Source organism: Paenibacillus spiritus, assembly GCF_008710135.1.
GTDB lineage: Bacteria > Bacillota > Bacilli > Paenibacillales > Paenibacillaceae > Paenibacillus_AQ > Paenibacillus_AQ glufosinatiresistens.
On the sequence record NZ_VYKK01000026.1, the window covers coordinates 1 to 26,381 of the forward strand.

Consider the following 26,381-nt stretch of genomic DNA (forward strand, 5'->3'; position numbering starts at 1 on the left):
TTGAATTCTGGTAAGACAGCGGGACTCCGTTCGACCCGACTTTGGTATTCAGCGGCGCGCTTCCGCTGCTGCTGCTCGTCTTGGCCGGGCTTGCTGCCGGACTTGAATTCTGGTAAGACAGCGGGACTCCGTTCGACCCGACTTTGGCCGTAGAAGCAGCTGCCGCCGGCTGTGTTTTGGCCGGGGTGCTGGACTTGGCCGGCGAAGGCGTTGTCGCCGCCGGCGTCCGGGCCGAGCTGCCGGAACCGGAGGAGGTTGTGCTTTTGGGTGCAGAGGCTGCGGCTGGCTTGGAGGTGCTGGTTGCCACCGCAGTAGTTCCGATAATTTGGGCCATCCTTGAAGCTTCCCTTCTTCATGTAATGGAGATACGCTTGCAGGCGATATGCCGCAGAGTTCAAATCCGTTTGACCTGCGCGGCGCCTGCCCCCTGCCGGAACCTGGTGTATGTGCCGGGGTTGAATGCCCCCGATTCCGGGATTATACCGGAATGAACCGCATCACCCCCTCTCCGGCGAACCTTGCCCCTTAATCCGCCAGGCCGCTGAAGAGGGCGCGATAAGCATCATGCATCCGGCTCGCGCTGAACAGCGATTTGCGCTGCTGCAGACCGGATAATTCCCGCACCCAAGTCTCTTCGTCCGCCTCCTGAAAGTCTCGAATGGCGTTCTCCATCGAACCCTCCACATAGGGATCGAACTGGAACCGGTAATCTCCGATGATCTCGGCTATTCCGCCCCGGCAGCTGCAAATAACCGGAATTCCGGCATCCATGGCTTCCAGCACGACATAGCCAAACGGTTCATACAGCGAAGGAATAATGAGAGCGTCCAGAGAATTCAGGAAGCTCTGCTTCCGCTCTCCCTGGCACCAGCCCAGAAAGCGGACTTTCCCGGTCAGTTCAGCCGTTTCCCGATACAGGAGGATTTCGCTCAAATGCTGCGGATCTTCCCGGCCGGAAGCAATGCGCAATTCCCCATCGACACGCCGGAAAGCCTTGACGCACTCGAGCAGCCCTTTGCGATAATCCATCCTTCCCAGGAATCCGAATATCCGGCGTTCGCTGCGGAACGGCGGAAGACACACATCCGGTTGACGGAACTTCATCCCGTTGGGGATAACCGCAATTTTGGCCGCCCAGCCCGGATACAGTGCAGCAAGCTTGATCCGTTCGGCTTCACTGATGCACACGATTGCGCTGGCATACGAACAACACTGTTCGAACCGGAACTTCACCTCCATGTTCTCGCCGAACGGAGTTGCCGCGTTGAACGGTTCAACCGTCGGGACGGAATGCACAACATAGATCAGCCTTCTTCCCCGCAGAATGGTGGGGTCCAGCACCTCCGACAGCCCGTAGAAATGCAGCACCGCCATGTCAAAAGAAAGCTCTCCCACCCGATGCAGCTCATCCTGTCTGACCGCTGCAATATCCCGGTCTCCCGGGTACAGCTCCGCCCTCAAATCCGGCAGAGCCTGAGGATCATAAATATGTATAAATCCGGTGTCGGCCTCGTGGCCCGCGTACATCTCGTTCATGTAAGAAGCGATGCCGCCTATAATATAGCCGCCGATCTCATTCGTCAGATGGACAGCCCGGTAATGCTCCGCATATCGGAAGGTCATCACAGATCCGCCACCGTCCCCAGTACGACCTCATACTTGCGGATCAGATACTCCTGTTCCGGCGTCTCGGCGGCAAGCCAGACCGCCGGCAGTTTCTCCAGATCCGGGTCGTCGAATTTACGCCGCCAATCCAGCACCGCATAGCCTTTGAACCGGGACGAAAGCCGAATGGGGCCCGTAAATACGAGCGTCTCTCCGTTCAACCTTACCGTCTCCGGAAGTTCAATCCAATCCTCTTCCATTTGCAGTCCCCCCGATATGAGCCTCTTTTGCCGTTTAGAAAGCGGCCTCGCTGTGCAAACGCTTGCTTTGTTGTCCAAAAATTTAAGCGTTTTCATAAATCCGCCTTGCTCTATTATCGGGATTTAATGACAATTGTTTAGCTTATTTACATCCTGCCTAAAAAAAACCCGGGCCCGCCGCAGCGGCCCCGAGTCCTTCCCTGTTTGGCGCAGGGCGGCACCGCCGCCAAATCGCCATATTTTTGCAGCCATCCCGGAAGAAATGCTTAGGAGGATTCGCTATAATTAAACTTAGCGGTGTGACTTATGTCACTCCTCCATCCTCTTAAGAAACGGAGAGAAGCCTGTATGACCCTTTTGGACACATCCGATGTTACGTCCCCGCTGTTCATTACTGTATTGCTGTTCCTTCTGGTCCTGGTTCCGCTGGTCAGTCTCGGCATTCTCCGTCTGGTTCAGTCCCGTCGCCGTTCCGCCCTTGCGCTTATCGGAAGCAGCGTGCTGATTGGCATGCTGTTCCTCGGCATCACTTCCCTGATGTTTCAATGAAGCTTCCGCTCCCTCTTAGGCGGTCCGCTTCGCGGTCAACGTGTTGAGCCTCTCGGAGAGAAGCAGCATCATTCCCGCCAGCAGCAGCAGATAGAACGGCAGAATATGAAGGCTGAAGAGCGAAGCGCCCCACCCGAGCAGCGGCGGCATCAGCGTGCTTCCCATGTACGCCGTCGCCATCTGATAGCCCATAAGGGTCTGGGCCGCATTCTGGCCGAAGCGCACCGGCGTCTCATGCAGCATGCACGGGAAGATTGGCGCGAGGCCCAATCCCACGATCAGGAACCCGGCTGTCGTGAATCCGACGGGCAGCGGCAGACACAGCAGCAGCGCTCCGGCGGCCGCCACAATCTGCCCGGCACGGATCATCGCCAGATTGCCGGCGCGGAAGGTAAGGAATCCGGCAAGAAAACGGCCCAGCGTAATGCCTCCGTAGTACAGCGATACCCAGCGTGCGGCATCGTCGGCGGAGAGTCCTTTGATTCCGGCGAGGTAGCTGCTTCCCCAGAGTCCAAGCGTCGCCTCTATCCCGCAGTACAGCAGAAACGACAGCAGGGCGAACTTCACGCCCCGAATCCGAAGCGGACGAACCGGAGCAGACGCCTCACGCGTCATCTCCGCAGCGAGCAGAGCATCGGCTTCCGCTGCACCCGCCGCAGCTCCGGACAACGGCTCATTCTTCCTGTGCTCACCCTCTGCACCCGATCCTTCGTTCACACGCTCTGTGCGGGCTTTCTCCTGCGCATGCTTCTGATCCATCCGTCCCCACAGCGGCAGCGACACCGCCAGCAGAACCACCAGTGCGAACTGCATCCCCGAGATCGTGAAATACCCGTGTCTCCATGCGCCGTCTCTTGAGATAAAAGCCGACATGATAATCGGGCCGATGGTGGCGCCCACGCCCCAGAAGCAGTGCAGCCAGCTCATGTGATGGGCTTTGTAATGGGCGGCCACATAGTGGTTCAGCGCCGCATCGACTGAACCTGCGCCCAGACCGAGCGGAATGGCGAACAGATACAGCCAGCCGATCGAAGGCGTGAGCGCGAAGCCGAGCAGAGCCGCTGCGGTCATCAGACAGCTCAGCAGCGTCACCCTGCCCGTTCCCAGCCGCTTGACGACATAGCCGCTCGCCAGGCTGGATACAATGGTGCCCGCCGCAATCGTCATGTAGAGCCAGCCCGCTCCGTCCAGCGAAGCGCCGAACTCTCCGCGCATCACCGGCCAAGCTGCGCCAAGAAGCGAATCCGGCAGCCCCAGACTGATGAACGCCAAATAAATCATAATCAGAAAAAACAAAGCCATTCCTGCATTCCCTCCCCTGAATAACTCCCGCACTCTAGGCTTCCAGCAGCAGCTCCAGACCCAGACGGTACAACCCGGTCAAATAATCGTTCTCCCAATCGCTCCTCACCAGCCCGGGCAAATGCCCGACCGGAACCCAGCGGGCGCTTGCTTCAGCAATACGTTCCAACAGACCCGGACTTGCCTCTTCCCCGTGAAAAATAATCCGGCTCGGGTTCAGAATCGCGGTCAGCGCCGCGACGAGCCGGCTGAGGGCTTCAGCCCCTTCTTCCTCGCGCCCCGCCCGGCCGGCTCCCGACAGCGCTGCGTCTTCCTGGGCTTCCTCCAGCGCCTGGCCGAAATTCAGGTCTCCGCCAAGCGGCACGAATGCGATTTCTCCGGCAAAAAAACTCCGGCCGCGCACCACCTGGCCGCCGATCAGAATCCCGGCGCCAGGCCCGTTGCTCCCCCGGTACACATAGACCAGCGACTCGGGCTCCGGCACGTTCTCCCGGTGCGCATAGCCCAGAACCGCGGCGTTCATATCATTCTCGATCACCGTAGCAATGCCGAACCGCTCTTCGCAGCGGGCGCGCAGATCCAGACCGGCGAACCGGTCATAGCCCGGAATAAAGATCAGCCGGCCCTGATCGACCGAACCGGGGACGCCGACGGCAATCCCGCGGACGCGCGGGAAGCGGGCCAGAAGCGGCTCTATAATCCGATAGAGTCCTTCCTCGCCCTCTTCCAGCACAGAAGGAAAGCGGCCGGCCTCTTTCTGTACTCCCTGCCCGTCAAAGACGGCATAGACGGTCTCCCTGCGTTCCAGGAACAGGCTCAGGCAGAGCGCGTATTCCGGATCATACGCATAACGGGCCGCCGGTCTTCCCCCGCCCGACTCATCCCGGCCCGCCGGCCGGATCTCCCCCTCCCGTTCCATTCCGGCCAGGAATTTGCCGACCGTCGGGAAGCTCAGTCCCAGCTTGCGGCTGAGCTCCGCCCGGGTCGAGCTGCCGGTATGCAGCAGCTCCCGGCGAATGCCGCGCAGAATATGAGCCCGGACTGCCTTGGGATCGGTGGGAGGTGTAGGCTCAGGCATAAGACTTGCCTCCTCGCATCACTTATTAAATACCTTTAAAAAGTCGCCACGGCGATCTTAGCATACCTTGGCCCAGGGTTCAACCGTTTCCTTGGCCCGGGCGCCGGGAACATGCCAAAAAACCCCCGGAAGACATCCGGGGGCACCGTTCAGAAGCTGCTCATCCGATTAGCGGCGAGCGGCCAGCGCTTTATTAAATTGAGTCTTGTTCATTCCGACGATCCGGGTATCGCCGATCAGCGTGACCGGTACGGCCCGCATTCCCATATCCCAGACCTGCTGGGCGAAGTCGTCGTTCTGTTCGATATTGCGTTCCTCGTAAGCGACGCCCTTGTCGTCCAGAAAGCTCTTGATCCGGCGGCAGTGCGGGCAATTCGTTGAGGTGTAGACAATAACGCGATCCATGGCACCCTTCCCTCCCAATCGCAATCATCCTTGGGCCATTTCCGGCATCAGACTGCCCTTCCATTATAACCCGACTTAAGCGTCCGGGCAAAAGTCCGGATCGAATTGGGAGCGGGAAGCCATGCCTCCCGCCTCTTGCCGGCAAGTCAGGCTTGCAGGACCGCGCTGTGTTCCAGGCTCTCGATATACTTCTCCGCATCCAGCGCCGCCGTGCAGCCGCTGCCTGCTGCCGTAACCGCCTGCCGGTAGCGCGTATCCTGTACGTCGCCGCAGGCAAATACACCCGGAATATTCGTCTCGGAAGTTCCCGGAATGGTTGCAATGTAGCCGCCGGCGTCCAGGGTGACCTGACCGCCGAGGAAAGCCGTGTTCGGCTGATGCCCGATCGCCACGAACACGCCGCTGGCCGGAAGAATCCGCTCTTCGCCCGAATCGTTGCTGCGCACGCGCAGGCCGGTTACGCCGGCTTCGCCGGACAGCACCTCAAGCGGAGTCATATTGAGCGCCCAGTCGATTTTGGCATTGGCCCGGGCCCGATCCTGCATGATCTTGGAGGCCCGCAGTTCGCCCCGGCGGTGAACCAGCGTTACCCGGGATGCAAAACGGGTCAGGAAGCTGGCTTCCTCCAGTGCGGAATCCCCCCCGCCGACCACAAGAATCTCTTTGTTCCGGAAGAAGAAGCCGTCGCAGGTGGCGCAGGTGCTGACGCCCCGTCCGATGTTCTCCTGCTCTCCGGGAATGCCGAGATACTTGGCGGTGGCACCGGTCGAAATAATCAGCGTATCGGTTGTCAGTTCACCGAGACCCTCCATATTCAGCTTGAACGGACGCTCCCCGAGTTCGACGCTGTTGACCCAGCCGCTGCGGAATTCCGCGCCGAAGCGCTCCGCCTGGCTGCGCATGCGGTCCATCAGCTCGGGTCCCATAATCCCTTCAGGGAAGCCCGGGAAATTCTCGACTTCCGTCGTCGTGGTTAATTGCCCGCCAGGCTGCGGTCCCTCCAGAACGAGCGGATTCAGGTTGGCGCGGGCCAGATAAATGGCGGCGGTCAATCCCGCGGGTCCGGTTCCTATAATAATGGCTTTATACATGGGGTGTCCTCCTCAGGATGCGGTATCGGCCGTCTTAATTATAATTATTACAATGTACGTTTCATTATGAAAACAATTGATTCATCTGTCAATAGGATTGTTATACAGTGAGTTGCTCACAATCTAATTTACACATAAAAACCGCCGCCCGTATCAAACGGACAGCGGCTCATACCGGTTCTAGCGCAGCAGACGCAGGCCATTCAGGATGACCAAAATCGTGCTGCCTTCATGGCCGATCACACCGAACGGAAGAGCGATCCCGAGCGCAAAGTTGCTGGCGATGAGCGACAGGATCACCGCCACCGCGAATCCCATGTTCTGCTTGACGATTCGCCGCGTGCGCCGGGCCAGCCCGATTGTCGCTGCAATCTCCTCGATGCTGTCGTTCATCAGCACGACGTCCGCCACTTCCAGCGCCGCCCCGCTTCCTTTCATCCCCATTCCGACGCCGACCGTGGCGGCTGCAAGCGCCGGCGCATCGTTGACGCCGTCGCCGACCATGACGACATGCCCGTGCCGCCGGCGCAGCTCGGAGATGCGGGCCACCTTGTCTTCCGGAAGCAGGTCCGCATAGCAGTAATCGACTCCGGTCGTTCCGGCAATCTTCTCCGCCGTCCGCGCCCGGTCGCCGGTCAGCATGGCCACCTGAACGCCCATTCGGCGCAGCTTCTGAACCGCTTCGGCCGCCTGCGGCCGGATGCGGTCCTGAAGGGCGAACAGTCCCGCCACCCGGTCCTCCGCGAGTACGGCGCAGACCGTCTTGCCTTCGTCTTCCCAGCGGGTCCGAAGCTCTCTCCAGCCAGCCAGCTCTTCGGCGGTGTTGGCCTCAAGGACCCGGCGGGCAATGGCCGCCGTCTCCTCCCTTCCGGCTTCCTCGTCCAGCACATTGCTTTTGCCCACCCGCCAAGTTCTTCCCCGGAAGCGGCCCTCGATGCCCCAGCCGGTCAGCGAACGGCTCTCTTCCGCCGCACCCGGCTCAATGCCCCGCTCGCTCGCATACCGTACCACCGCTTCCGCCAGCGGATGCCGGGACAGATGCTCGACCGAAGCGCAGGCCGCCAGCAGCTCGTCTGGATCGACTCCTTCTGCGGCTGTAAAGTCGGTGACCCCCGGCATGCCTTCCGTCAAGGTGCCGGTCTTATCAAAAGCTACGACGGCAGTCTGCGCCAGGTTCTCCAGATGAACCCCGCCTTTGAAGAGAATCCCGCGGCGGGCGCTTTTGGAGATGGCGGACAGCATCGCCGGCATAATCGACGAGACCAGCGCGCACGGCGAAGCAACCACTAGGAACACCATCGCCTTGTAGAACGTGCTGCTCCAGCTCCAGTCCAGCACGAGCGGCGGCAGCGCGATCAGCAGCGCCGTTGATCCGACGACAAGGCGGGCGTAGACCGCCTCGAACTTTTTGATGAACCGCTGCGATTCGGGAACTTCCGTCTCCGCCTCTTCCACCAGCTTCACAATCCGGGCGAACAGGCTGTTCTCCGGCGACTGCGTGACTTCGACATAGAGCGGGCCTTCGCCGTTGACCGTGCCGGTGTACACTTCGCTGCCGACCGTTTTGTCCACCGGAACCGATTCGCCGGTAATGGAGGCCTGATCGACCGCCGATTGCCCGCGCACCACAACCCCGTCCGCCGGAATCAGCTCGCCGGGCCGAACCATGACGAGATCGCCGATCCGCAGATCATCGAGCGCCACCTCGCTCATGACGCCGTTCTGCATGACCACCGCCGTCGCCGGCTTGAGCGCCAGCAGGGCCGAGATGTCCTTCGTGCTGCGCTCCATTGTGTAGCTCTCCAGTGCGCCGCTCAGGGCAAAAATAAAGATCAGCATCGCCCCTTCGTTCCAGTAGCCGATGGAAGCCGCGCCGAGCGCGGCGGCAATCATCAGCAGATTGACGTCAAGATCGCGCTCGCAGACGAGCGTCTGCACGCCCTCTCTCGCCTTGATCCAGCCGCCGATGGCATAGGCCGCCACATACAGCGCAATGGAGAGCGGCTGAGACCAGCTGGCCGCCGCCCAGGCCGCGAGCATCAGCAGCCCGCTGCCCAGCGCCGCCTGCATCTCCCCGTTTCGGATCATCGCCCGGAAGTCGAAGCGCCGCCCTTTCGGAGCGCGCGGCTTCTGCGCGCCTTCCCGGTACGCCTGCGGCAGTGATTTGGTCGTTGCTTGCATCGTGAACACCTCATTTTAAAAGTTTTTCGGAACTTAGACTTTCTTGAGTGGACTTTGCAGAAAAACTCGCTTCGGAAGCATCGGCTGTTTTTCGGAACTATACTTCATCGATTGGACTTTGCAGAAAAACTCGCTTCGGAAGCATGGGCTGTTTTTCGGAAGATAAACTTCCTGAGTTAGCTTTGCAGAAAAACTCGCTTCGGAAGCATGGGCCGGTTTTCGGAACAGGGTCTTCGGACTGCCTCATTGAGAATGAGAGCCATTCTTAAAGCCCTTAAAATGGCACATGCTGCCCCGGCTTCGCCGGGACAGCATGTTATTGAGAATGAGAATCATTGTTTACATTGTCCAAAAAGTTTTCCTTCGCACAACTTTATAGTTATAGTATACCCTTTCGCTCAAACTGTAAACCGGGCAAATGCCCAAAATCGGCGAATTCGACAAAAAACGCCGCTGCGCAATGCGCAGGGCGTTGTCCTTCATTGCCTTGCCGGGCTAAGCCCAAAGAGCGGCTTCCCTGCCGCGAGCTTCGCGGTTCTTCAGCCGATCCGGCCACTCTCCTCCAGTCCACCGAAGCGCTCCTGGCGGTCGATCCAGGTCAGGCACGCCGCCCGGAGCAGCGCCTCCGTCCGCTGGGCCGGCGCGCAAAAGATTCCCCCGAGGCCGATCCGGTAGAGATCGGCCAGCGCGGCCGCCGCGGGCGGACCGGCGGCCAGCAGCGCCGCCGCCGGCTTCACCCGGCGCACGGCGGCCGCGATGTCCTCCGCCGCGCGGGCAAAGCGCGCGGCCGCTTCCTCCGGCGCGGCTTCGTCCGCCGCGCCGTCCAGCACCAGGAAATCGGCGGTGCGCCCGATTTCCGCGGCGGCGGACGCCGCCAGATCGGGGGCGATCAGCGCCCCGATCCGGCAGGACGCCGCGAACCGGTGGCCGAGCGTCTGTTCGGCCACCGTCTCGATGAATTCGCGCGCAGCAGCGAATTCGGCAGGGCTGGCGGGGTACGCCGCCAGCAGATCCAGGCGGCAGTCGCCGCCGGCGCGCTGCCAGTCCGTCAGCACCAGAAAGAGCGCTTCCAAAACTGCGTCCTGCAATTCGCCAAGACGCCCCCCGCATGCCCCTTCAAGCTCTGGCGGCGAAGGAAGGGCCACCGCCAGCCAGTCGCTTCCGGGGCTCTCCAGCAAGGCGGCAGCTTCAGCCCGCAGCCGCAGGGACAGGCGGCGAAGCTCGGCTTCCCGGCTCGCGGACCGGCGGTTCAGCCAGGCTTCATACCGCTCCGCGGTCTCCGGCAGGCGAAGCCACTCTTCCGTACGGATCAAGACCGGTCCGGACGCCGAATATTCTCCTTCCCGCTTCTCGCGCAGTTCCCGCCGCTCCTGCCGGCCTTCCCGGAGGACCAGGAAGGCCGGCCGCGGATCGCGGTAAGACAAGGAAAAAGACGGCCCGGACGCCGCAGAAACCGCCATCTCTTGCGGCGGTTCCGTGCGGCTGTCCCACAGCCGTCCCAATGGATCGAAAGAAGAAGGATGCTCCTTCGGTTCATACTTCATGTTAATCGCACCGCCTTTTTCGCAAGGTACTACATACATACGGGCAACCGTCCCGATTTATGCAGAAGCGATAAAAGCGCGCTGATCCCGGAAAAGGCGGCTGTCAGCCGACCGTTACCTGAGCCTGGCTGGCCTTGATGGCCTGGCCGAGATCATACAGAATATCGTCGATGTTCTCTGTGCCGATGGACAAGCGGATCAGCTCCGGCGACACGCCGGCAGTGACCTGTTCGGCATCGGTCAGCTGGCTGTGCGTCGTGCTGGCCGGATGGATAATCAACGATTTGGAATCGCCGACATTCGCAAGATGGGAGAACAGCTCCACGTTCTCGATCAGCCGTCTGCCCGCTTCGCGCCCGCCCTTGATGCCAAAGGTCAGAATCGCTCCCTGGCCCTTCGGCAAATACTTCTGGGCCAATTCATACGAAGGATGGCTCGGCAATCCGGCGTAGCTGACCCACTCCACATCCTCGTGAGCCTCCAGATACTGGGCTACCCGGAGCGCATTCTCGCTGTGGCGGGCGACCCGCAGATGCAGCGTCTCCAGGCCCTGAATCAGCTGCCAGGAATTGAACGGAGAGATGGCGGCGCCCACATCGCGCAGCAGTTGAACGCGGGCTTTGATAATATAGGCAATCGGCCCCAGCGCCTCGGTATAGACAAGGCCGTGGTAGCTCGGATCAGGCTCGGTCAGGCCGGGGTACCGCCCGCTGGCGGCCCAGTCAAATTTGCCGCTGTCCACGATGACGCCCCCGATGGACGTCCCGTGTCCGCCGATAAATTTCGTAGCCGAATGCACAACGATGTCCGCTCCGAATTCAATGGGCCGCAGCAGGTACGGGCTGGGGAACGTATTATCCACAATGAGAGGAAGTCCATGCTCGTGGGCAATGGCCGCAACCGCTTCAATATCCAGCACGTCGCCGCGCGGGTTGCCGATTGTCTCGCCGAAGATGGCCTTCGTCTTCTCATTGATGGCCGCCCGGAAATTCTCGGGATTGGAAGCGTCCACGAACCGTACTTTGATGCCGAGCTTCGGCAGCGTGATCGCGAACAGATTGTAAGTGCCTCCGTACAGGCTGGAGGAGGACACGATCTCATCGCCCGCTCCGGCGATGTTCAGAATCGAGAAGGTAATCGCCGCCGACCCCGACGCGGTCGCAAGCGCGCCCGCTCCGCCCTCAAGCGCCGCAATCCGCTGCTCGAAGACATCGGTGGTAGGATTCATCAGCCGGGTGTAAATATTGCCGAATTCTTTCAGGCCGAACAGATTGGCCGCATGCTCCGTGTCCCGGAACCCGTAAGAGGTGGTCTGGTAGAGCGGGACGGCGCGGGACCCTGTCACCGGGTCGATCTCCTGGCCGGCGTGAATGGCGAGGGTTTCAAATGCGAGCTTGCGTTCTTCTATCATCTTGTAAGCCTCCTCCAAATATTAGTAGCGAAAAAATGGTTACCCCATTCTCTCATATCTCCCGTTGCTTGGAAAGAGGAAATTCACATTATTCGGGTCAGAATTATATCATTTATTTTTGGCACTTCAAATACCCCGACAAACAATTGTTTATCAGGGTAGTGTTTTATCGAAGCGCAGCGTTTAATCGTTGGCGGAAGCCCGCCGCCCCCCGGTTCCTTGCATCCCGGGAACGCTCCGGCAGGGGTTCTCTTCCGCCTCGTTCAGAACAGCCTCCGGATTAGTAACCGGAGGTATTCTGTTCGCCCTTGGCGATGGCTACGCCACCGCTTGTTCCGATACGCGTGGCACCGGCGCCGATCATGATCAGCGCGTCTTCGGCGCTGCGCACTCCGCCGGAAGCCTTAACGCCGATCTCCGGGCCTACCGTCCGGCGCATCAGGGCAATGTCTTCCTTGGTGGCTCCCCCGGTCGAGAATCCGGTGGACGTCTTCACATAGTCCGCTCCGGCTTGCACAGCCAGTTCGCAGGCCCGCACCTTCTCTTCGTCCGTCAGCAGGCAGGTCTCGATAATGACCTTCGTCAGCGCTTTGCCCTTGGCCGCTTCCACGACGGCGGCGATGTCACGCTGTACCAGCGCATCGTCTCCGCTCTTCAACGCTCCGATGTTGATAACCATGTCCACCTCGCCTGCCCCTTTGGCAATGGCATCGGAAGTCTCGTATGCCTTCGTCTCCGGCGTTGAAGCGCCCAGAGGGAATCCGATTACCGTACAGACCTTGACTTCAGGCGTATCCTTCAGCACTTCGCTGGCCACGCTCACCCAAGCCGGGTTCACGCAGACCGAAGCGAACTTGTAGAGCTTGGCTTCTTCCGCCAGCTTGACGATATCTTCCTTCCGGGCATCTGCCTTCAGCAGTGTATGGTCAATCATTCGCGATAATTGGGGTGTATTCATAGTGTCTTATCCTCCATGGCCTTCCGATGAAGGCGAATTTGCTTCCCTGTAATCATACCAATTGATCGTCCATTTGCAAAGGAACGGCATTCCGGCTTATGAATCCCAGTACCCAGGGGCCCTTCCGTTAATATGTAGTTTTTCTACACATTCAGGTCTTATATCCTAAATATTTCTTGCCTTGCGTCCGATAAAAGATAAAGTGGCGAACGAATTGCCACTTTTTGTCGCGTCATTTTGATAATAGGAGAGGAGCCATTTTAATTCATGGGTACATTCAATCTCAACACAGACAAAAATGCAAGCACACTGAACGTCAAGGTAGGAGGGACCTTCTCCACCGAGGACGCCGAGCTGTTCATCGCCGACTACAACCGGGCGATTGGCGCTTTCGATCCGAAGCAGTACGAGATCATCCTGGACTGCACGGAGCTGAACGTATCGTCTCCCGATGTTCTGCCCATGCTGGAGCAGTGCTTCATTCTCTACAAAAACTCCGGCTTCAAGAACGTAGTCTTTACCATTAAACGCAACCCGATTCTCAAAATGCAGCTGTCCCGCGTCGCACGTACGACACAGCTTCAGCATTATGAAATCCGGGAAGTTTAAGAGGTAACTTCTATGGATATTTCGGTCTCGATTCGACAGGCAGCCTACTATCATCCCAAGAAAATTGTCCATAACGATTATTACCTGGAACACTTCGATCGCCAGGGCAAGGACATCCGCAATTTCATGGCCGCAATGGGCCGCGAGAACCGCTATATTGCCGACCCAGCCGAAGAGAATGCGTTAACGATGGGTGTTCAGGCGGCTCAGCGCGCGCTGGAGGCCTCCGGTCTCGCCGCCGAAGATATCGATATGTTCGTATTCGCTACCCAGACGCCGGAATATACGTACCCCACCAATTCGCTGCTGCTTCATAACCGGCTCGGCGGGAAGCACCGGGCGATCACGATGGATTCCAACGCCAACTGCGCCGGCATGGTAACCGCGGTCGAACAGACCAGCCGGTATATGCGCGGCAATGAGCAGGTCCGCTACGCTCTCGTTGTCGGCTGCGACTTCAGCTCCGTTCACTGCAACCCGGACGATGAAGTTACCTACGCCAATTTCGGCGACGCGGCTGCGGCCGTGATTCTCGAGAGGGGCGGCGAAGGCCAGGGTCTGATCGACTCGCTCTATTACACGGATTCCGACCTTCATGAGACGATCACTTTCCCTGCCTGCGGCAGTTCCAATCTGTACCGGGAAGGGATTCAGCCCCGCGATATCCATATCCGGTGGCTTCCGTTCGACGGGACCGTCTGCGTCGATGCCGCCATCGCGGATATCCGCACCCTGCTGGAACGCAATCACCTGACACCGGACGATATTTCGGCATTCTGCCTGTCCCAGTTCTCGCTGAAGAATATTGAACTGATGCAGGAAGCTTTGGGACAGTCCAAAGAGAAGTTTATCTACGTCGGCGACGAATTCGGCTATACCGCCACGAGCAGTCCGTTTATCGCCTTCCAGCGCGGAGTCGAAGACGGAAGAATCCGGCGCGGAGATTACCTGATCTTCTGGTCGGTCGGGGCCGGCTGGCAGATTCCGACGATGCTTCTGCGCTACTAGGAGCGCTGTCTCCGCATGCCTCTGTAAGTCTTGCGTCTTGCAGGGGCATGCGACTGCACACACTTATCTTGAATCAGCAAAGCCGCGAGTCCGGGGGAAATCCCCCGTCATTCGCGGCTTTGCTGTCGTTGCCGGGACGGACTGCCTATTTAAGGAGTTCGGACCGCTTTCGCCGGCGAACAGCGCGCTCTATACTCCTGCCTTCTGCGCCTTCCTCCATCCGCCGTAAGCGGTAAGCTCCTCCGCCTCCTGAACCGCATAGGCTTCGCAGACAAAGCCAGGGACCGTGCTTCCGTCCTCCAGCTCGATTCGGCCGATTCCGAGCGGAGCGGGAATTCCGGCGGTGAAGAGGCCGAAGGAAGCCGCCGGCATCTCCCATAGTTCCAGCGCAATCGAAGCGCCTCCCGACGCAGTCCGGACAAGTCCGGGCTTGGCCGGCTCCGTAGGAAGACGGTACAGCCGGTAGCAGGCGGCGGTTGCGGCTTCCTCTACAAACCGGGCTCCGAAGCCGGTCATCTGCGGCTCCAGCGCCATTCCGCGCATATGCAGCCCGCAGACGGCTACCCGAATGTACGCCTGCTGCTGCAGAAGGAACCGGGAAGCCGGCAGCAGATTCGCCTCTTCCCCGGGAACGGTGAACAGCGTGACGCCAAACGGCAGATCCGGCCCTGCACTGCCTGCCGGAACGGCGATGGCGCTGAGATCGAGCAGATTGCAGTGGTTCGTGTACAGCCCCATCGCGCTGTTCGCACCTACCGGGTCGGCTTCGGCCTGCTCCCGGGTCCAGGTTCCTCCGCAGGTCGGGAGGACCAGCACCGCTCCGCCCAGCCATTCTCTCACTTCCGCCTTGATTGCGGCCAGACGGTGCTGGGCCTCGAACAAGGAGGCTGCGCTGTATTCCGGCTTCGCCCCCGAGCGGAGAATGCGTTCGGTAACCGGGAGCGCCGCTCCCGGATGCTCTTCAATGAAGGAAGCCAGATCGCTCCAGCGCTCGGCGACGAGCGGCCCTTCGTAGAGCAGCGCCGCCGCTTCCTGAAGCGTTCCGATCTTCACTTCGCGGACTTCGGCTCCCGAGCGAAGAAGCCTGTCCTTCGCCCCGTCCCAGGCCGCTTCATATTCTCCGGCAAAGGGGCCGTAGAATGTAAGCGGCTCCTCCGGCAGCAGCCATACCCTCGGCTGCCCGGGACGGTTCAGCGGACGGTCCGCCGAATACGGATCGCCTGCGAGCGGACCCCGGACCGCCCGGTCGACGGCGGCGGCCTCATCGGGAGTCCGCGTGAATACCGTCACGCAGTCGATGCTCCGGCAGGCGGGAATGACGCCGGCCGACGGCCAGGCGCCGACGGCCGGCTTGTAGCCGACCAGACCGTTCAAGGCCGCGGGGACCCGCCCCGAACCGGCGGTATCCGTGCCCAGTGCGAACGCCGCTTGCCCCCGGGCAACAGCGACGGCGGAGCCGGAGCTGGACCCGCCGCTGATCAGCTCCGGGCGCAGCGCGTTGCGGGTCGCGCCGTAAGGGCTGCGCGTTCCGACCAGGCCGGTGGCGAACTGGTCGAGATTGGTTTTGCCCACCGGAACCGCTCCGGCTGCGATTAACCGCTCGACGACGGCCGCATGGGACTTGGGCGTATACTCATAATCGGGACAAGCCGCCGTCACCGGCCAGCCCGCCACTTCAATATTGTCCTTCACCGCAAACGGAATTCCCCAGAGCGGGCACTCCGCGGGATTCAGCTTCTCCAGACGCTCCAGATAGGGCGCGATGCGCTCCGCATCCGGCTCTGTGATCCAGATCTTCATCTCCCGGTCGCGGACTGCCCGTTCAACCACTGCAAGGATGACCTCCCCGGGCGTGAACGCGCCCGACAAGTAGCCGCTCCGCAGCGCATGCAGCGTCAGCTCTCCCGGTACCGCCTGAATGCTCATGATGCCGTCGCCTCCTCTTCTTGTTCAATCGGATAAATGGCCGCGATGCAGTCGCCGGCCCGGACCTGGTCTCCGGACTCCACATAAATGGAAGCGATGATGCCGTCGCACGGGGCGGACTGCGCGAATTCCATCTTCATGCTCTCTTCAATGACAACCGTCTCGCCCCGGCGAACGCGCTGTCCCGGCTCGACGAGCACCTTCCAGACGCTCCCGGACATAGTGCTTTTCATCCCCAGACTCCCGCCGGGCAGCGCCTCCTGCTCGCCGTGGGAAGCGGGCTCCGGCTCGGAGACGTGCTCGGCGATGCCAAGCCGCTTCCAGAGGGCTCTCTCTTCCTGAAAAGAAGCCTGCTGCTTCCGGCGGAATGCCGCCGACTCTTCCCCGATCTCCTCCAGCCAGTTCAGGTAATCTCCCAGATTGAAGGTCGTCTCTTCAATCTCTACGGCGAATTCCCCGCGCGGGAATTCGTCTCTCATCCGCAGCAGCTCTTCTTCCGAGACCGGATAGAAGCGAATCTGATCGAAGAAGCGGAGCAGCCAAGGCTTGCCCTCGGCGAAATTCTCCGTCTGCCGGAATTTGTTCCACATCTGAACGGTCCGGCCTACGAACTGGTATCCGCCCGGCCCCTCCATGCCGTAGACGCAGAGGTAAGCGCCGCCGATCCCGACCGCATTCTCCGGCGTCCAGGTCCGGGCCGGATTGTACTTGGTCGTGACCAGCCGGTGCCGCGGGTCCAGCGGTACGGCGACCGGGGCGCCGAGATAGACATCTCCCAGCCCCATGACCAGATAGGAGGCGTTGAAGACGACCTCGGCAACTTCCTCCAGCGAGCCGAGTCCGTTCATCCGGCGGATGAACTCCAGATTGCTGGGGCACCACGGCGCGTCGGGGCGGACGTTCTGCTGGTAACGTTCAATGGCGAGCCGGGTAGCCGGATCGTCCCAGGAGAGCGGCAGCTTCACAATCCGTGACGGAACCTCAATGGAATCCAGCGGCGGAAGGGCGCGGTCAATCTCCAGAACGCGGGCGGCCGCCTCCTTGACGGTAATCCGGGAAGCGTCCAGATGAATCTGGAGGGAGCGGATGCCCGGCGTCATCTCGATGAAGGGGATCGTGCCGCTGTCCTTCACGCCCTGCATCAGCACGTAGACCTGAAACCGGTACAGGAGGTCAAGCTCCCGGTCGCCATATTCCACCAGAATATTCTCGTCGCCGGAGCAGCGGACGGCAATCGCGAACCGCCGCCCCTCTTCTTCATAGGCGATGAGCGGCGCATACGCGCCGGAGGAGACTTCGGGCAGCTCCGGCAGCGGCGCCGCTTCTTCGTCCAGCCGGTCTAGCCAGGCTTCCTGGGCGGCGCGCAGCGCCTCCGCTTCCTCTACCGTGATCAGCCGGAAGCGCACCTTGTCGCCGGGCCGGAGCTGGCCGATCTTCCACAGCTCCGCCGTTGCGGTGGTGACCGGACAGACGAACCCGCCCAGACTCGGGCCGTCGGGGCCGAGCAGAATCGGCATGTCGCCGGTCAGGTCCAACGCGCCCACAGCATAGGCGTTGTCATGAATATTCGACGGATGCAGGCCGGCGTCTCCCCCATCCTCCCGGGCCCAGAGCGGGGCAGGCCCGATCAGGCGGACGCCGGTGCGGGAGCTGTTGAAATGCACTTCCCAGGCCGTATCCGTGAGCTGATCCAGATAGCCGGGAAGCAGGTATTCCGCCGTACAATGCGGACCCGGGATGACGCCGATTGTCCACTCCCGCCCGCAGAACGGGCGGCAGGCTTCGTTCAGCGGAGCCAGCGGCCGGCGCTCCGCTCCGCCTCCCATCATTGGCTCCGGCCTGCGGACCCGCAGCACGGCTCCCGGACGCAGGGCTCCGCCCATATGCCCGCCGAATCCGCCCAGGGTGAAGGTGGCGGCGCTGCCCAGCGTCAGCGGCAGATCCAGGCCGCCCGCGACCAGCAGGTAGCCCCGCATTCCGGTCTGCGCTTCGCCGAGACGCAGCACGGAGCCCGCCCTGGCCTGCACCGGGGTGTACAGCGGCACGGGACAGCCGTCCAGCTCGGCGCCCATGTCCGCTCCGCTCAGGCAGAACCGGAGATCTCCCCGGAAGCGGTAGGCTCCGCCGCGCAGCGTCATCTCCAGGCCGGCCGCCGAGTCGTCGTTGCCGAGCAGCCGGTTGCCGATGCGGAAGGCCAGCCGGTCCATCGGACCTGAAGGCGGCACCCCGACATCCCAGTAGCCGACCCGGCCCGGCATATCCTGGACGGTGGTCTGCACGCCCCCGTCCAGCGTCTCGATCGCCCGCTCGGACGGCAGGAAGCCGTTCAGCATATGGGTGTGCACCAGTCCTTCTCCGAAGGCTTCCGTCTGAAGGAATGCTTCAATATAAGCCTGATTGGTGGTCACCCCGTACACGCGGAGCGTCCGCAGCGCTTCGGTCATCTTCGCAATCGCCCCGCTGCGGGTGTCGGCGTGGACAATCAGCTTGGCCAGCATCGGGTCATAGAGCGTCGTAACTTCAAGCCCCTTCTGAATCCAGGTCTCGATCCGGACGCCTTCCGGCCATAGAATATCGTCAATTCGCCCGTCCCCGGGACGGAAATCATTCACACAATCCTCCGCGTACAGCCGTACCTGGAGGCTGTGTCCCTGCGGTGTACGCAGACGCGCCTCCAGGCCCTCCAGCTCTCCTGCGGCTTCGCGGATCATCCATTCGACCAGATCGACACCGAGCACTTCTTCGGTGACCCCGTGTTCTACCTGCAGCCGCGTATTGACTTCAAGGAAGTAGTACGACCGGGCCTCCGGATCATACAGGAATTCGACCGTACCCGCACTGCGGTACCCGGCGGACCGGGCCAGACGGCGGGCGCTCTCGTGCATATCGCGCCGCACGGTCTCCGGCAGAAGCGGCGCCGGCGTCTCTTCGATAATCTTCTGGTTGCGCCGCTGCACGGAGCAGTCCCGCTCGCCGAGTGCCGCCGCTTCGCCGTACCCGTTCCCGAAGATCTGCACCTCGACATGGCGGGCGCGGGCAATATACTTCTCCAGGAATACCCCGCCGTCATTGAAGTTCGCAGCGGCCAGACGGGTTACGGAACCGAACGCTTCCAATAAAGCCGCTTCATCCGCACAGACCCGCATGCCGATTCCTCCGCCTCCGGCGGTGCTCTTCAGCATGACCGGATAACCGATTCCCGCCGCCTGTCTTGCCGCTTCGGCCGCATCCCGGATCAGTCCCGTTCCCGGAAGCATCGGCACGCCCGCCTCCTGCGCCGCCTGCCGCGCTGTATGCTTGAGTCCGAACAGCTCGATGTGTTCCGGGGAAGGGCCGATGAAGACGATGCCCCGCTCCGCGCAGGCCGCGGCAAAGGCCGCGTTCTCGCTCAGAAAGCCATAGCCGGGATGAACGGCATCGGCTCCGGTCTCTTCTGCAACCCGCAGAATCAGGTCGGCGTTGACATAGCTCTCCCGGGCCGGGCCTTCGCCGATCAGGACCGCCTCGTCGGCCTGCAGGACATGCAGGCTGTCGCGGTCCGCCCGGGTATAGACGGCTACCGAAGAGATGCCCATTGAGCGCAGCGTACGGATAATCCGGACGGCAATCGCGCCGCGGTTGGCAATCAGCACTTTGCTAAACATGGCGTTCCTCTCCTTCCGCATTCCAGATCAGCACCTGAGCCGGCGTCGGGTTGTAGGCGTTGCACGGGTTGTTGAGCTGCGGGCAGTTGCTGATCAGCACGGTCACTTTCGCCAGCGCCGTAAGCTCCACATAGCGCCCCGGGCCCGATACGCCGTCGGCGAAGGTCAGCTCCCCCTCCGGCGTGACCGGCACATTCATGAAGAAATTGACGTTCGGCGCCAAATCGCGCTTGTCGAATTCGCTGCGGTCCGACAGCATCAGCATGAAGGTATCCCGGCAGTTGTGCATCGGCAGCTTGTCGTGCGCATAGCGTACCGTGTTGCTCTGGGCAGAGCACGCGCCCCCGATCGTATCATGGCGTCCGCAGGTATCCGCCGTAATCTTTAGCAGCTCCCGGCCGGATTCGGCCAACAGCACCGAGCCTGTCGTCAGATACAGATTGCGCTGGCGGGCAATCGTCCGCACCGCGCTGTAGCGGTCGCCGGGGTCCTCGGTGGAGTAGAACAGCGTGTCCACGGCCTGATTGCCTTCCAGATCGACGATGCGAAGCGTCTGACCCGGGAGCAAGTCCCCCATCCAGCCCTCTCCGGCCGGAATAATCCGGTCATAGACCGCCTCCGCCGCATTCTTGCCGCTGCTTACCGGTTGAAATGTGCTCATTACAGGTTCGCTCCTCTCATCAGCCATACGGCATTCCAAGTATTTTCAAAAGCGCGCCGGTTCTCGGCGCAGTGATTGACGCAGCGATCATCCGCCTTGACGGGCAGCGCCTCTTCCACCGCGATATTCACCGCAGCATCCGGATACGCTCCCGAGGGATTCAGCGGATGCGGAGTGTTCGAGCAGATCAGCAGCACCTCCGTCTCCGTCCGCAGCGTCACCGACCGGCCGGCCGATCCGGAAGGGATATAGCGCATCGTCCCGTCCGGCTCGCAGATGACACGGGAGAAGAAATTGATCGGCGTCCCCATATCCCGGGGAGTCAGATGATGACGGAACAGCTCCACCGTCAGATTCTCTTCCCCGCTGCGCAGCCAGGCGTTGCGCTCGTTCTGATAGGAGGTGGGTCCGTACTTCCGGTCGGTCTCCGCTCGGTCCGTATACCCGCCCAGCGGATCATGCCAGCCCGCCGTGTCCTCGGTGATCGAGGCCAGCACCCGGCCCTGGTCACTCATCAGAACATGCCCCGCGCTATAGTAGGCGGTGTGCTGCGCTTTTAAGGAATCCGGCATATTGTAGCGTTCCGAAGGATCGGCGGCCTGGTACAGCAGAACGGCCAGATTCGCTCCGTCTCCGGCAGCGGTCAACGTAACGGACTTGCCTCTGCCGATGCGGGCGGACCACTTGCCTCCCGGCTGCAAGGTAATCGAGAATGCGGCTGTCATCTGAATTCCCCCTGATTCGTTCGAGTTTGGATACAAAGAAAAAGCCCGGGAGAAGCATCAAAGTCGCCTTTGATGGATTCTCCCGGGCTTTTATCCCGCCGTGTACACCGGCTTGCTGGAAGCCGATGCGTCTTCTCTCGGACCAGCCGACTCCTCTGCGAGGAGCCCGGAACCCTAGAAGACTTTGCTATGAACTTTATTGTGTAATGAATCCTAACACATAAATTTCCGTTCGGCAAGAAACCTGACCGTATTTTTTTGTAAAAGACGAATGTTTCGTTCCAACCTGCGGTTTTCATTTGTGTTTTTTGTCCGTTTCAAACATATGTTCGGATGTATCTGCGAAAAAAAGACTTGATTTTTTGAAAAACCCCTGTAAAAATGTGAGGTGTCATGACACGGGTGCCATTTCGCTGCGGATTCATTAAAAGTACGGAGGGATGCAAATGTCCGAAAACCTAACATTAAAGAGAAACTTGTCTCTGTCCCATGTTGTGACGATGGGGCTGGCCTGGATGTCGCCGATGATCTTCTTCACCAGCTTCGGCGTTCTGCACGACGGCTCCCACGGCCAATTGCTTGCAGCTTATATGCTTGCCTTCATCGCCATTGTGTTCACGGCATCCAGCTATGGCCAGATGTCCCGCGCTTTTCCCGTCTCGGGCTCCGCCTATACGTATGTCAGCCGGTCCATGAATCCCTTTATCGGATTTCTTGTCGGGTGGGCCGTCCTGCTCGACTATATTTTCTCCTGCATCATTGCCGTGCTTATGTTCGGCATCAATCTTCACGCCCAGTTCCCCGCCGTTCCCTCCTCCGTGTGGATTGTCCTGCTTACGATTGTGGTCATGGGCATCAATATTGCCGGCATCAAGGAATCGGCCAATATCAGCAAAGTGTTCGTCCTGATGCAGATTCTCTTCATCGCCGGCTTCTGCGCGCTTCTCGTCTACAAGGCCCTTCAAGGCGGCATGACCGGGGGCTTGAACCCGCTGGCCGCCGGCGAAGGCGTGTCCTTCTCTTCGATTCTGGCCGGCGCGTCGCTGGTCTGCTTCTCGTTCCTCGGCTTCGATTCGATTACCACAATGGCCGAAGAGACCCGGGACCCGAGCCGGACCATTCCCCGGGCCATCATGATCATCGTTCTGCTGGCCGGGCTGATGTATTTCGCCACCGCCTATCTCATTCAGCAGATGTATCCGAACTTCGCCTTCGGACATATGGACTCCGCCGGGTTCGAGCTGATGCAGTCCATTGGCGGCAGTGTGCTCGCCTCGATCTTTACTTTTGTCATCATCTTCTCGATTCTCTCACAGGGCATGTCCTCCATGACAACCGTGACCCGTCTCCTGTTCGTCATGGGCCGCACTTCCCTGCTCCCGAAGCCCTTCGCTTCCCTTCATCCCAAATTTCGTACGCCGGTGTTCAACATTATTCTCGCCAGTCTGATCTCTCTCTCCGCGCTCTTCATCAGCCTGGATACCGCGATCAAGTTCGTCAACTTCGGCGCGCTTACCGCCTTCCTCTTCGTCAACCTGTCCGTCATTTCCCACTACATCATCCGCCGCAGGCAGCGGTCTCCCCGGGATCTGCTGATCCGGCTTGTCTGCCCGCTCTTCGGCTCCGGCTTCGTCCTGTACCTTATCACCCTGCTCGATACCGGCTCTCTTGTTCTCGGCGGAGGCTGGCTGCTGGCCGGTCTGGCCTTCTATGCCCTGCGGGGAATCAAGATGCGGCAGGCCGCTTCGGTAGCCAAGGCTGAAGGAATGGCTTGAAGAGACGAATCGCGCCCCCTACTGTCCCCCTCTTTCGTAAAAAGGCGTTCCTCCGCAAAGGGAGGAACGCCTTGCCATGTCATGCCTTACCGCCGCTTCCGCGCAGGCGGCTTACTTCCCGCTGAGCGAATTCACATCGATGAACGGCGTGGCGCCGCCTGTAACGCTCGGCAGTTTGCCGTCCCATTTCTCCACCGCCTGCTCCTGGACTTCCAGCTGTTTGAGCTGAACCAGCTCCGGCGTGACCTCCTGCTTCTTCAGCTTCAGCGATTCCGCCTCCGCCTGTGCCTGCGCGATCTTCTGCTTCGCTTCAATCTGGACCCGCTTGAGGTCATTCTCCGCCTTCAGCGCCTGCTGCTGGGCAACCTGCTTCGCTTCGATGGACTGATTGAACGCATCCGAGAATTTGAAATTCACGATGTTGATCTCATTGACAATCAGATCGTACTTGGCCAGCCGCTTCGTCAAATGGTCGCTGATCTCCCCGGCTACCAGGTCGCGGCGCGTAATCAGATCTTCCGCCGGATAGCGGGCCGTCACTTCCTTGACGATCTCCTGGATCGCCGGATTGATGATCACCGTATCGAAGTTGCCCCCGATGTTGTTCATCAGCGTGAACGCCGTCTCCTTGTCGACCGAATAGTTGACCGCTACATGCGTCGAGACCGGCTGCAAATCCTTCGAGGAAGCCGAAGTATCCGTCTCCGTCTTCGCCACCTGGGTGTTGACCTGGATCACCTGCTGGATAAAGGGAATTTTGAAATGAATGCCGGGCGTCAGCACACTGTCATTCAGCTTGCCGAACGTCTTGTACAGACCGACGTGACCGTATTGGACGGTCGTGAAGGCGTTGCCTCCGATCACCAGCACCAACAGTACCGCAGCGCCTGCCCCGATCAGCCGGCCCGCCCGTCTGCCGCGAAACTTGGGGTTCAATTCCATGTTCATTGCAAATCCCTCCTTGTTCTCATGCCGTACAATACGAAGATCGCAGCATTTGGATGCAAAATTCGCCCGGCCGATCCTGAGCGGACGCCGCCCGCTCAGGACCGGCTTCTAGTCGTCCGCTCCTTCGCTCCGCTTCCGCTTGCGGTACACGGACGGCGTCGGGATTGCCGCCTTCCACCGGATCGAGGCCGTTCCCCAATATTGGACTGCGCTCGTTCCGGCTGTGCCGCGACGGTCCTGATCCATGACAAAGCCCCCCTTCGGAAGCGCTGAAATCGCGCTTTCGAAGGGGGGCTTCCGCTTGTCTGCCCTTATTGACGGAACAGGCCCGATGCCTTCACGTCATTGTAGAATTGATTGAATTCCTCGATATTGAGCTGCTGCGCCGCGTCGGACAGCGCCGTTGCCGGATCAGGATGGACCTCAACCATAATACCGTCTGCTCCGGCCGCCAATCCCGCCTTGGCGCAAGGGACGAGGATATCCTTGCGTCCGGTGGAATGGGTCACGTCCACCAGAACCGGCAGATGCGTCTCCTGCTTGAGAATCGGCACAGCCGAGATATCCAGCGTGTTGCGCGTCCACTTCTCGTACGTGCGGATACCGCGTTCGATCAGCATTACTTCCGTGTTGCCGCGGGACATAATATATTCCGCAGCGTGGATGAACTCCTCCAGCGTCGCCGCCAGTCCGCGCTTGAGCAGGACCGGCTTTCTGACTTCGCCCGCCGCTTTCAGCAGTTCGAAGTTCTGCATGTTGCGGGCGCCGATCTGGATCACATCGACATAATCAAGCGCCGGTTCAATATGAGCCGGGTCCACGATCTCGCTGATCGTCAGCAGGCCGTATTCATCGGCAGCTTCGCGGAGAATGCGCAGACCGTCCATGCCGAGGCCCTGGAAATCATACGGCGAGGTGCGGGGCTTGAAGGCGCCGCCGCGCATGACCTTAATGCCGGCTTTGGCCAGCGCGGCCGCTACGGTACGGGTCTGCTCCTCGCTCTCGACAGAGCAAGGTCCCGCTACCATCAGAGAAGCCGCTCCGCCGACGAGCACGCCCTGCGGGAGCTCGATGACGGTGTCTTCCTTGCGGGTCTTGCGGCTGACCAGCAGACTCTTCTTGTGTTCGGCGCTCTGCAGATCAAGGGAAGCCTGGAAAATCTGTTTGAACAGCGTGCGAATGGTGCTGTTGGTGAACGGTCCCTTGTTGCTGGATACCAGCTTCTCCAGCATTTGCTTCTCACGCTCGGGGTCGAACTTCGGCACGCCCTGTTTCTCTTTGACGGTTCCGATCTCCCGTACAACCTCAGCCCGTTCCGAAATCAGGCTCAGCAGCTCTGCATTAATCTCGTCCAGCCGGTCTCTCAGACGATCCAGTTCAGCATTGCTCATTGTTCATGACACTCCCCTTGGTTAATATAAATTCACTTCGATGCAGACAAAAAGGCCCCCCGCCGCAAGGGACGAGGAGCCGTGGTACCACCCTTATTGGCAACCGGCGCGGGTCCGCTCCAAGCGGTCGATCCGATTCCCATCTTCAATCCGGTAACGCAGGAATGCGGGCCTCTCTACTTCCCGCCGGAGCGGTATTCAAAAGGCCGACTCGGAAGTGAACTTCGGCACGGTCGTCTTGCGAGGCTGCTCTCAGTCTTCGGCAGGCCTTCCCTGGTCCGGACATTCTTACCCGCGCTTACTCTCTTCGTCATCATCTGTCTCGTTTGATCGCCGGCCAAGGGCCGGTTTTCTGCTATCTTACATGCAAAGGCATCCCGGCTGCAAGGCACCGCTTTAAAGCGGAAAAGTTAAATGGTATAATTTTATTGGTTCTTTTGCAATTTGGCTAATGATTCGGACAGGGACGGTCGATAGTTAGTTATAAAGACTTACACAGATAGGTCTTAAAGACCAACTCGGGGTGATGTCGATGCGAACAACAGGGCGGGCGGTGGCCTTAACCGCCACTTTGATGTTCCACTCTTTCTATCTGCTCTATTATCATTTATCCGGCCGCGGAATTGACCCGCTTGACTGGTTCGGGTATCCTCTTCTCCTTGCGCTTGGCTATTGGGGCGGATTGCAGTATGACCGCGCCAATTTCTATGCCCATAAAGATCCTCTCACTCTGCTCTACAACCGGCGCTATGCGGCAAGCCGCATTCCCGCCATGATCCGGACGGCCCGTCGCCGCAGCCGGAAGCTCTATCTGCTGCTGATTGACTGCGATGATTTCAAGCAGATCAACGATACTCTGTCGCACGCCGCCGGAGACCGGCTTCTGACTGCCGTGGGGCGCATTCTGCTCCGCGCTCCCAAGAGAGAGCTTGCGGCCCGCTGGGGCGGCGACGAGTTCCTGATCTGCGGCTATTGCGACGATATCCGGGACATGGAGCAGCGAATAGAGGAGCTGCGCAGTGCGGCCTCCGCTCTCTCTGCCTCAACCGGAATGCCGGTCAGCATCTCGGTCGGTTCCGCCCTCTTCCCCGACGACCGTCAGGATCAGCTGGAGCAGCTGCTCCAGCTCGCCGATCGCCGCATGTACGCCCAGAAGAACGGAGAAGAAGCGGCTTCTCCTCCCGGCAAGGTCTCCGACAAGGTCTCCGGCAGCGTCCGACGAAGCGGCTGAACCTCATAAGCAGCACGAACAGGCTGTCCGACGCCTCAGCGGGCAGGGACAGCCTGTCTATATACTGCGTCTGGTCTAT

The 26,381-nt window shown here is 60.3% G+C and carries 23 protein-coding genes and 1 riboswitch; of the genes, 5 read left to right on the forward strand and 18 right to left on the reverse strand.

From position 1 onward, the window contains the following. From F4V43_RS16130 to F4V43_RS16140, 3 genes are all read right to left on the reverse strand, one after another. The coding region (locus F4V43_RS16130) for a hypothetical protein (RefSeq protein WP_411898468.1) at positions 1-334 on the reverse strand (334 nt) is incomplete at its 3' end. 191 nt (positions 335-525) lie between these two features. Beyond that, a complete protein-coding gene (locus tag F4V43_RS16135; RefSeq protein WP_223879932.1) occupies positions 526-1,623 on the reverse strand; it encodes a glycosyltransferase family 4 protein in 1,098 nt (365 codons plus the stop codon). Continuing rightward, entirely contained in the window at positions 1,623-1,865 is a 243-nt protein-coding gene (locus F4V43_RS16140) for a hypothetical protein (RefSeq protein WP_150459288.1), read from the reverse strand. Before F4V43_RS16140 ends, F4V43_RS16135 begins: the two co-directional genes overlap by 1 nt. A gap of 348 nt (positions 1,866-2,213) precedes the next feature. On the opposite strand from F4V43_RS16140, the gene F4V43_RS16145 reads away from it, so the two are divergent. Further along, positions 2,214-2,414, forward strand: coding sequence for a hypothetical protein (locus F4V43_RS16145; protein ID WP_150459289.1), 201 nt, complete (start codon positions 2,214-2,216; stop codon positions 2,412-2,414). A 15-nt stretch (positions 2,415-2,429) separates the two neighbouring features. Here F4V43_RS16145 and F4V43_RS16150 read toward each other — a convergent pair whose 3' ends face one another. From F4V43_RS16150 to deoC, 8 genes are all read right to left on the reverse strand, one after another. Beyond that, positions 2,430-3,716, reverse strand: coding sequence for an MFS transporter (locus F4V43_RS16150; protein ID WP_150459290.1), 1,287 nt, complete (start codon positions 3,714-3,716; stop codon positions 2,430-2,432). A 34-nt stretch (positions 3,717-3,750) separates the two neighbouring features. Then, positions 3,751-4,794, reverse strand: coding sequence for an ROK family transcriptional regulator (locus tag F4V43_RS16155; protein WP_150459291.1), 1,044 nt, complete (start codon positions 4,792-4,794; stop codon positions 3,751-3,753). Between the two features lie 168 nt (positions 4,795-4,962). Continuing rightward, the gene (locus F4V43_RS16160) at positions 4,963-5,199 is read right to left on the reverse strand and encodes a glutaredoxin family protein (RefSeq protein ID WP_150459292.1); all 237 of its coding nucleotides are present in this window, start codon (positions 5,197-5,199) and stop codon (positions 4,963-4,965) included. Between the two features lie 146 nt (positions 5,200-5,345). After that, positions 5,346-6,290 carry a thioredoxin-disulfide reductase gene (gene trxB, locus F4V43_RS16165; RefSeq protein WP_150459293.1) on the reverse strand — a complete coding sequence of 315 codons (945 nt, stop codon included), beginning with the start codon at positions 6,288-6,290 and terminating at the stop codon, positions 5,346-5,348. Between the two features lie 180 nt (positions 6,291-6,470). Further along, on the reverse strand, positions 6,471-8,471 hold the full coding sequence (locus F4V43_RS16170; protein ID WP_150459294.1) for a heavy metal translocating P-type ATPase: 2,001 nt from the start codon (positions 8,469-8,471) through the stop codon (positions 6,471-6,473). A 539-nt stretch (positions 8,472-9,010) separates the two neighbouring features. Then, entirely contained in the window at positions 9,011-10,015 is a 1,005-nt protein-coding gene (locus F4V43_RS20010) for a hypothetical protein (RefSeq protein ID WP_150459295.1), read from the reverse strand. A gap of 103 nt (positions 10,016-10,118) precedes the next feature. After that, on the reverse strand, positions 10,119-11,426 hold the full coding sequence (locus tag F4V43_RS16180; protein WP_150459296.1) for a homocysteine synthase: 1,308 nt from the start codon (positions 11,424-11,426) through the stop codon (positions 10,119-10,121). Positions 11,427-11,706: 280 nt separating this feature from the next. Beyond that, positions 11,707-12,384 carry a deoxyribose-phosphate aldolase gene (gene deoC, locus F4V43_RS16185; protein WP_150459297.1) on the reverse strand — a complete coding sequence of 226 codons (678 nt, stop codon included), beginning with the start codon at positions 12,382-12,384 and terminating at the stop codon, positions 11,707-11,709. 267 nt (positions 12,385-12,651) lie between these two features. Here deoC and F4V43_RS16190 point away from each other — a divergent pair, with 267 nt between their 5' ends. Beyond that, positions 12,652-12,993 carry a hypothetical protein gene (locus F4V43_RS16190; RefSeq protein WP_150459298.1) on the forward strand — a complete coding sequence of 114 codons (342 nt, stop codon included), beginning with the start codon at positions 12,652-12,654 and terminating at the stop codon, positions 12,991-12,993. Between the two features lie 12 nt (positions 12,994-13,005). Beyond that, a complete protein-coding gene (locus F4V43_RS16195) occupies positions 13,006-14,001 on the forward strand; it encodes a ketoacyl-ACP synthase III (RefSeq protein WP_150459299.1) in 996 nt (331 codons plus the stop codon). Positions 14,002-14,190: 189 nt separating this feature from the next. On the opposite strand, the gene F4V43_RS16200 is transcribed toward F4V43_RS16195, so the two are convergent. From F4V43_RS16200 to F4V43_RS16215, 4 genes are read right to left on the reverse strand one after another with little or no spacing between them, the layout of a single operon-like run. Further along, positions 14,191-15,927 (reverse strand): allophanate hydrolase, encoded by a 1,737-nt coding sequence (locus tag F4V43_RS16200; protein WP_150459300.1) that lies wholly within the window; start codon positions 15,925-15,927, stop codon positions 14,191-14,193. Next, entirely contained in the window at positions 15,924-19,571 is a 3,648-nt protein-coding gene (uca, locus tag F4V43_RS16205; protein ID WP_150459301.1) for an urea carboxylase, read from the reverse strand. The genes F4V43_RS16200 and uca overlap by 4 nt, the downstream gene beginning before the upstream one ends. Further along, on the reverse strand, positions 19,564-20,232 hold the full coding sequence (locus F4V43_RS16210; protein WP_150459302.1) for an urea amidolyase associated protein UAAP2: 669 nt from the start codon (positions 20,230-20,232) through the stop codon (positions 19,564-19,566). Before F4V43_RS16210 ends, uca begins: the two co-directional genes overlap by 8 nt. After that, on the reverse strand, positions 20,232-20,957 hold the full coding sequence (locus tag F4V43_RS16215; RefSeq protein WP_150459303.1) for an urea amidolyase associated protein UAAP1: 726 nt from the start codon (positions 20,955-20,957) through the stop codon (positions 20,232-20,234). The genes F4V43_RS16210 and F4V43_RS16215 overlap by 1 nt, the downstream gene beginning before the upstream one ends. Positions 20,958-21,034: 77 nt before the next feature. Continuing rightward, a riboswitch (guanidine-I (ykkC/yxkD leader) is annotated at positions 21,035-21,146 on the reverse strand. A 257-nt stretch (positions 21,147-21,403) separates the two neighbouring features. On the opposite strand from F4V43_RS16215, the gene F4V43_RS16225 reads away from it, so the two are divergent. Further along, complete coding sequence (locus F4V43_RS16225; RefSeq protein WP_150459304.1) at positions 21,404-22,732, forward strand: APC family permease; 1,329 nt, start codon at positions 21,404-21,406, stop codon at positions 22,730-22,732. 111 nt (positions 22,733-22,843) lie between these two features. Here F4V43_RS16225 and F4V43_RS16230 read toward each other — a convergent pair whose 3' ends face one another. The 3 genes from F4V43_RS16230 to F4V43_RS16235 form a co-directional block, all read right to left on the reverse strand. After that, on the reverse strand, positions 22,844-23,680 hold the full coding sequence (locus F4V43_RS16230) for a prohibitin family protein (protein WP_223879930.1): 837 nt from the start codon (positions 23,678-23,680) through the stop codon (positions 22,844-22,846). 108 nt (positions 23,681-23,788) lie between these two features. Continuing rightward, entirely contained in the window at positions 23,789-23,926 is a 138-nt protein-coding gene (locus F4V43_RS19770) for a hypothetical protein (protein WP_191089616.1), read from the reverse strand. 65 nt (positions 23,927-23,991) lie between these two features. Beyond that, positions 23,992-25,071 carry a bifunctional 3-deoxy-7-phosphoheptulonate synthase/chorismate mutase gene (locus tag F4V43_RS16235; protein WP_150459305.1) on the reverse strand — a complete coding sequence of 360 codons (1,080 nt, stop codon included), beginning with the start codon at positions 25,069-25,071 and terminating at the stop codon, positions 23,992-23,994. A gap of 532 nt (positions 25,072-25,603) precedes the next feature. On the opposite strand from F4V43_RS16235, the gene F4V43_RS16240 reads away from it, so the two are divergent. Then, positions 25,604-26,302, forward strand: coding sequence for a GGDEF domain-containing protein (locus tag F4V43_RS16240; protein ID WP_191089617.1), 699 nt, complete (start codon positions 25,604-25,606; stop codon positions 26,300-26,302). Positions 26,303-26,381: the final 79 nt, after the last annotated feature.

Bases quoted from the DNA above. Each gene is read 5' to 3' on its own strand.
- F4V43_RS16135 (WP_223879932.1), bottom strand. From the start codon at position 1,623: ATGACCTTCCGATATGCGGAGCATTACCGGGCTGTCCATCTGACGAAT.
- F4V43_RS16140 (WP_150459288.1), bottom strand. From the start codon at position 1,865: ATGGAAGAGGATTGGATTGAACTTCCGGAGACGGTAAGGTTGAACGGA.
- F4V43_RS16145 (WP_150459289.1), top strand. From the start codon at position 2,214: ATGACCCTTTTGGACACATCCGATGTTACGTCCCCGCTGTTCATTACT.
- F4V43_RS16150 (WP_150459290.1), bottom strand. From the start codon at position 3,716: ATGGCTTTGTTTTTTCTGATTATGATTTATTTGGCGTTCATCAGTCTG.
- F4V43_RS16155 (WP_150459291.1), bottom strand. From the start codon at position 4,794: ATGCCTGAGCCTACACCTCCCACCGATCCCAAGGCAGTCCGGGCTCAT.
- F4V43_RS16160 (WP_150459292.1), bottom strand. From the start codon at position 5,199: ATGGATCGCGTTATTGTCTACACCTCAACGAATTGCCCGCACTGCCGC.
- trxB (WP_150459293.1), bottom strand. From the start codon at position 6,290: ATGTATAAAGCCATTATTATAGGAACCGGACCCGCGGGATTGACCGCC.
- F4V43_RS16170 (WP_150459294.1), bottom strand. From the start codon at position 8,471: ATGCAAGCAACGACCAAATCACTGCCGCAGGCGTACCGGGAAGGCGCG.
- F4V43_RS20010 (WP_150459295.1), bottom strand. From the start codon at position 10,015: ATGAAGTATGAACCGAAGGAGCATCCTTCTTCTTTCGATCCATTGGGA.
- F4V43_RS16180 (WP_150459296.1), bottom strand. From the start codon at position 11,426: ATGATAGAAGAACGCAAGCTCGCATTTGAAACCCTCGCCATTCACGCC.
- deoC (WP_150459297.1), bottom strand. From the start codon at position 12,384: ATGAATACACCCCAATTATCGCGAATGATTGACCATACACTGCTGAAG.
- F4V43_RS16190 (WP_150459298.1), top strand. From the start codon at position 12,652: ATGGGTACATTCAATCTCAACACAGACAAAAATGCAAGCACACTGAAC.
- F4V43_RS16195 (WP_150459299.1), top strand. From the start codon at position 13,006: ATGGATATTTCGGTCTCGATTCGACAGGCAGCCTACTATCATCCCAAG.
- F4V43_RS16200 (WP_150459300.1), bottom strand. From the start codon at position 15,927: ATGAGCATTCAGGCGGTACCGGGAGAGCTGACGCTGCATGCGCTGCGG.
- uca (WP_150459301.1), bottom strand. From the start codon at position 19,571: ATGTTTAGCAAAGTGCTGATTGCCAACCGCGGCGCGATTGCCGTCCGG.
- F4V43_RS16210 (WP_150459302.1), bottom strand. From the start codon at position 20,232: ATGAGCACATTTCAACCGGTAAGCAGCGGCAAGAATGCGGCGGAGGCG.
- F4V43_RS16215 (WP_150459303.1), bottom strand. From the start codon at position 20,957: ATGACAGCCGCATTCTCGATTACCTTGCAGCCGGGAGGCAAGTGGTCC.
- F4V43_RS16225 (WP_150459304.1), top strand. From the start codon at position 21,404: ATGTCCGAAAACCTAACATTAAAGAGAAACTTGTCTCTGTCCCATGTT.
- F4V43_RS16230 (WP_223879930.1), bottom strand. From the start codon at position 23,680: ATGAACATGGAATTGAACCCCAAGTTTCGCGGCAGACGGGCGGGCCGG.
- F4V43_RS19770 (WP_191089616.1), bottom strand. From the start codon at position 23,926: ATGGATCAGGACCGTCGCGGCACAGCCGGAACGAGCGCAGTCCAATAT.
- F4V43_RS16235 (WP_150459305.1), bottom strand. From the start codon at position 25,071: ATGAGCAATGCTGAACTGGATCGTCTGAGAGACCGGCTGGACGAGATT.
- F4V43_RS16240 (WP_191089617.1), top strand. From the start codon at position 25,604: ATGCGAACAACAGGGCGGGCGGTGGCCTTAACCGCCACTTTGATGTTC.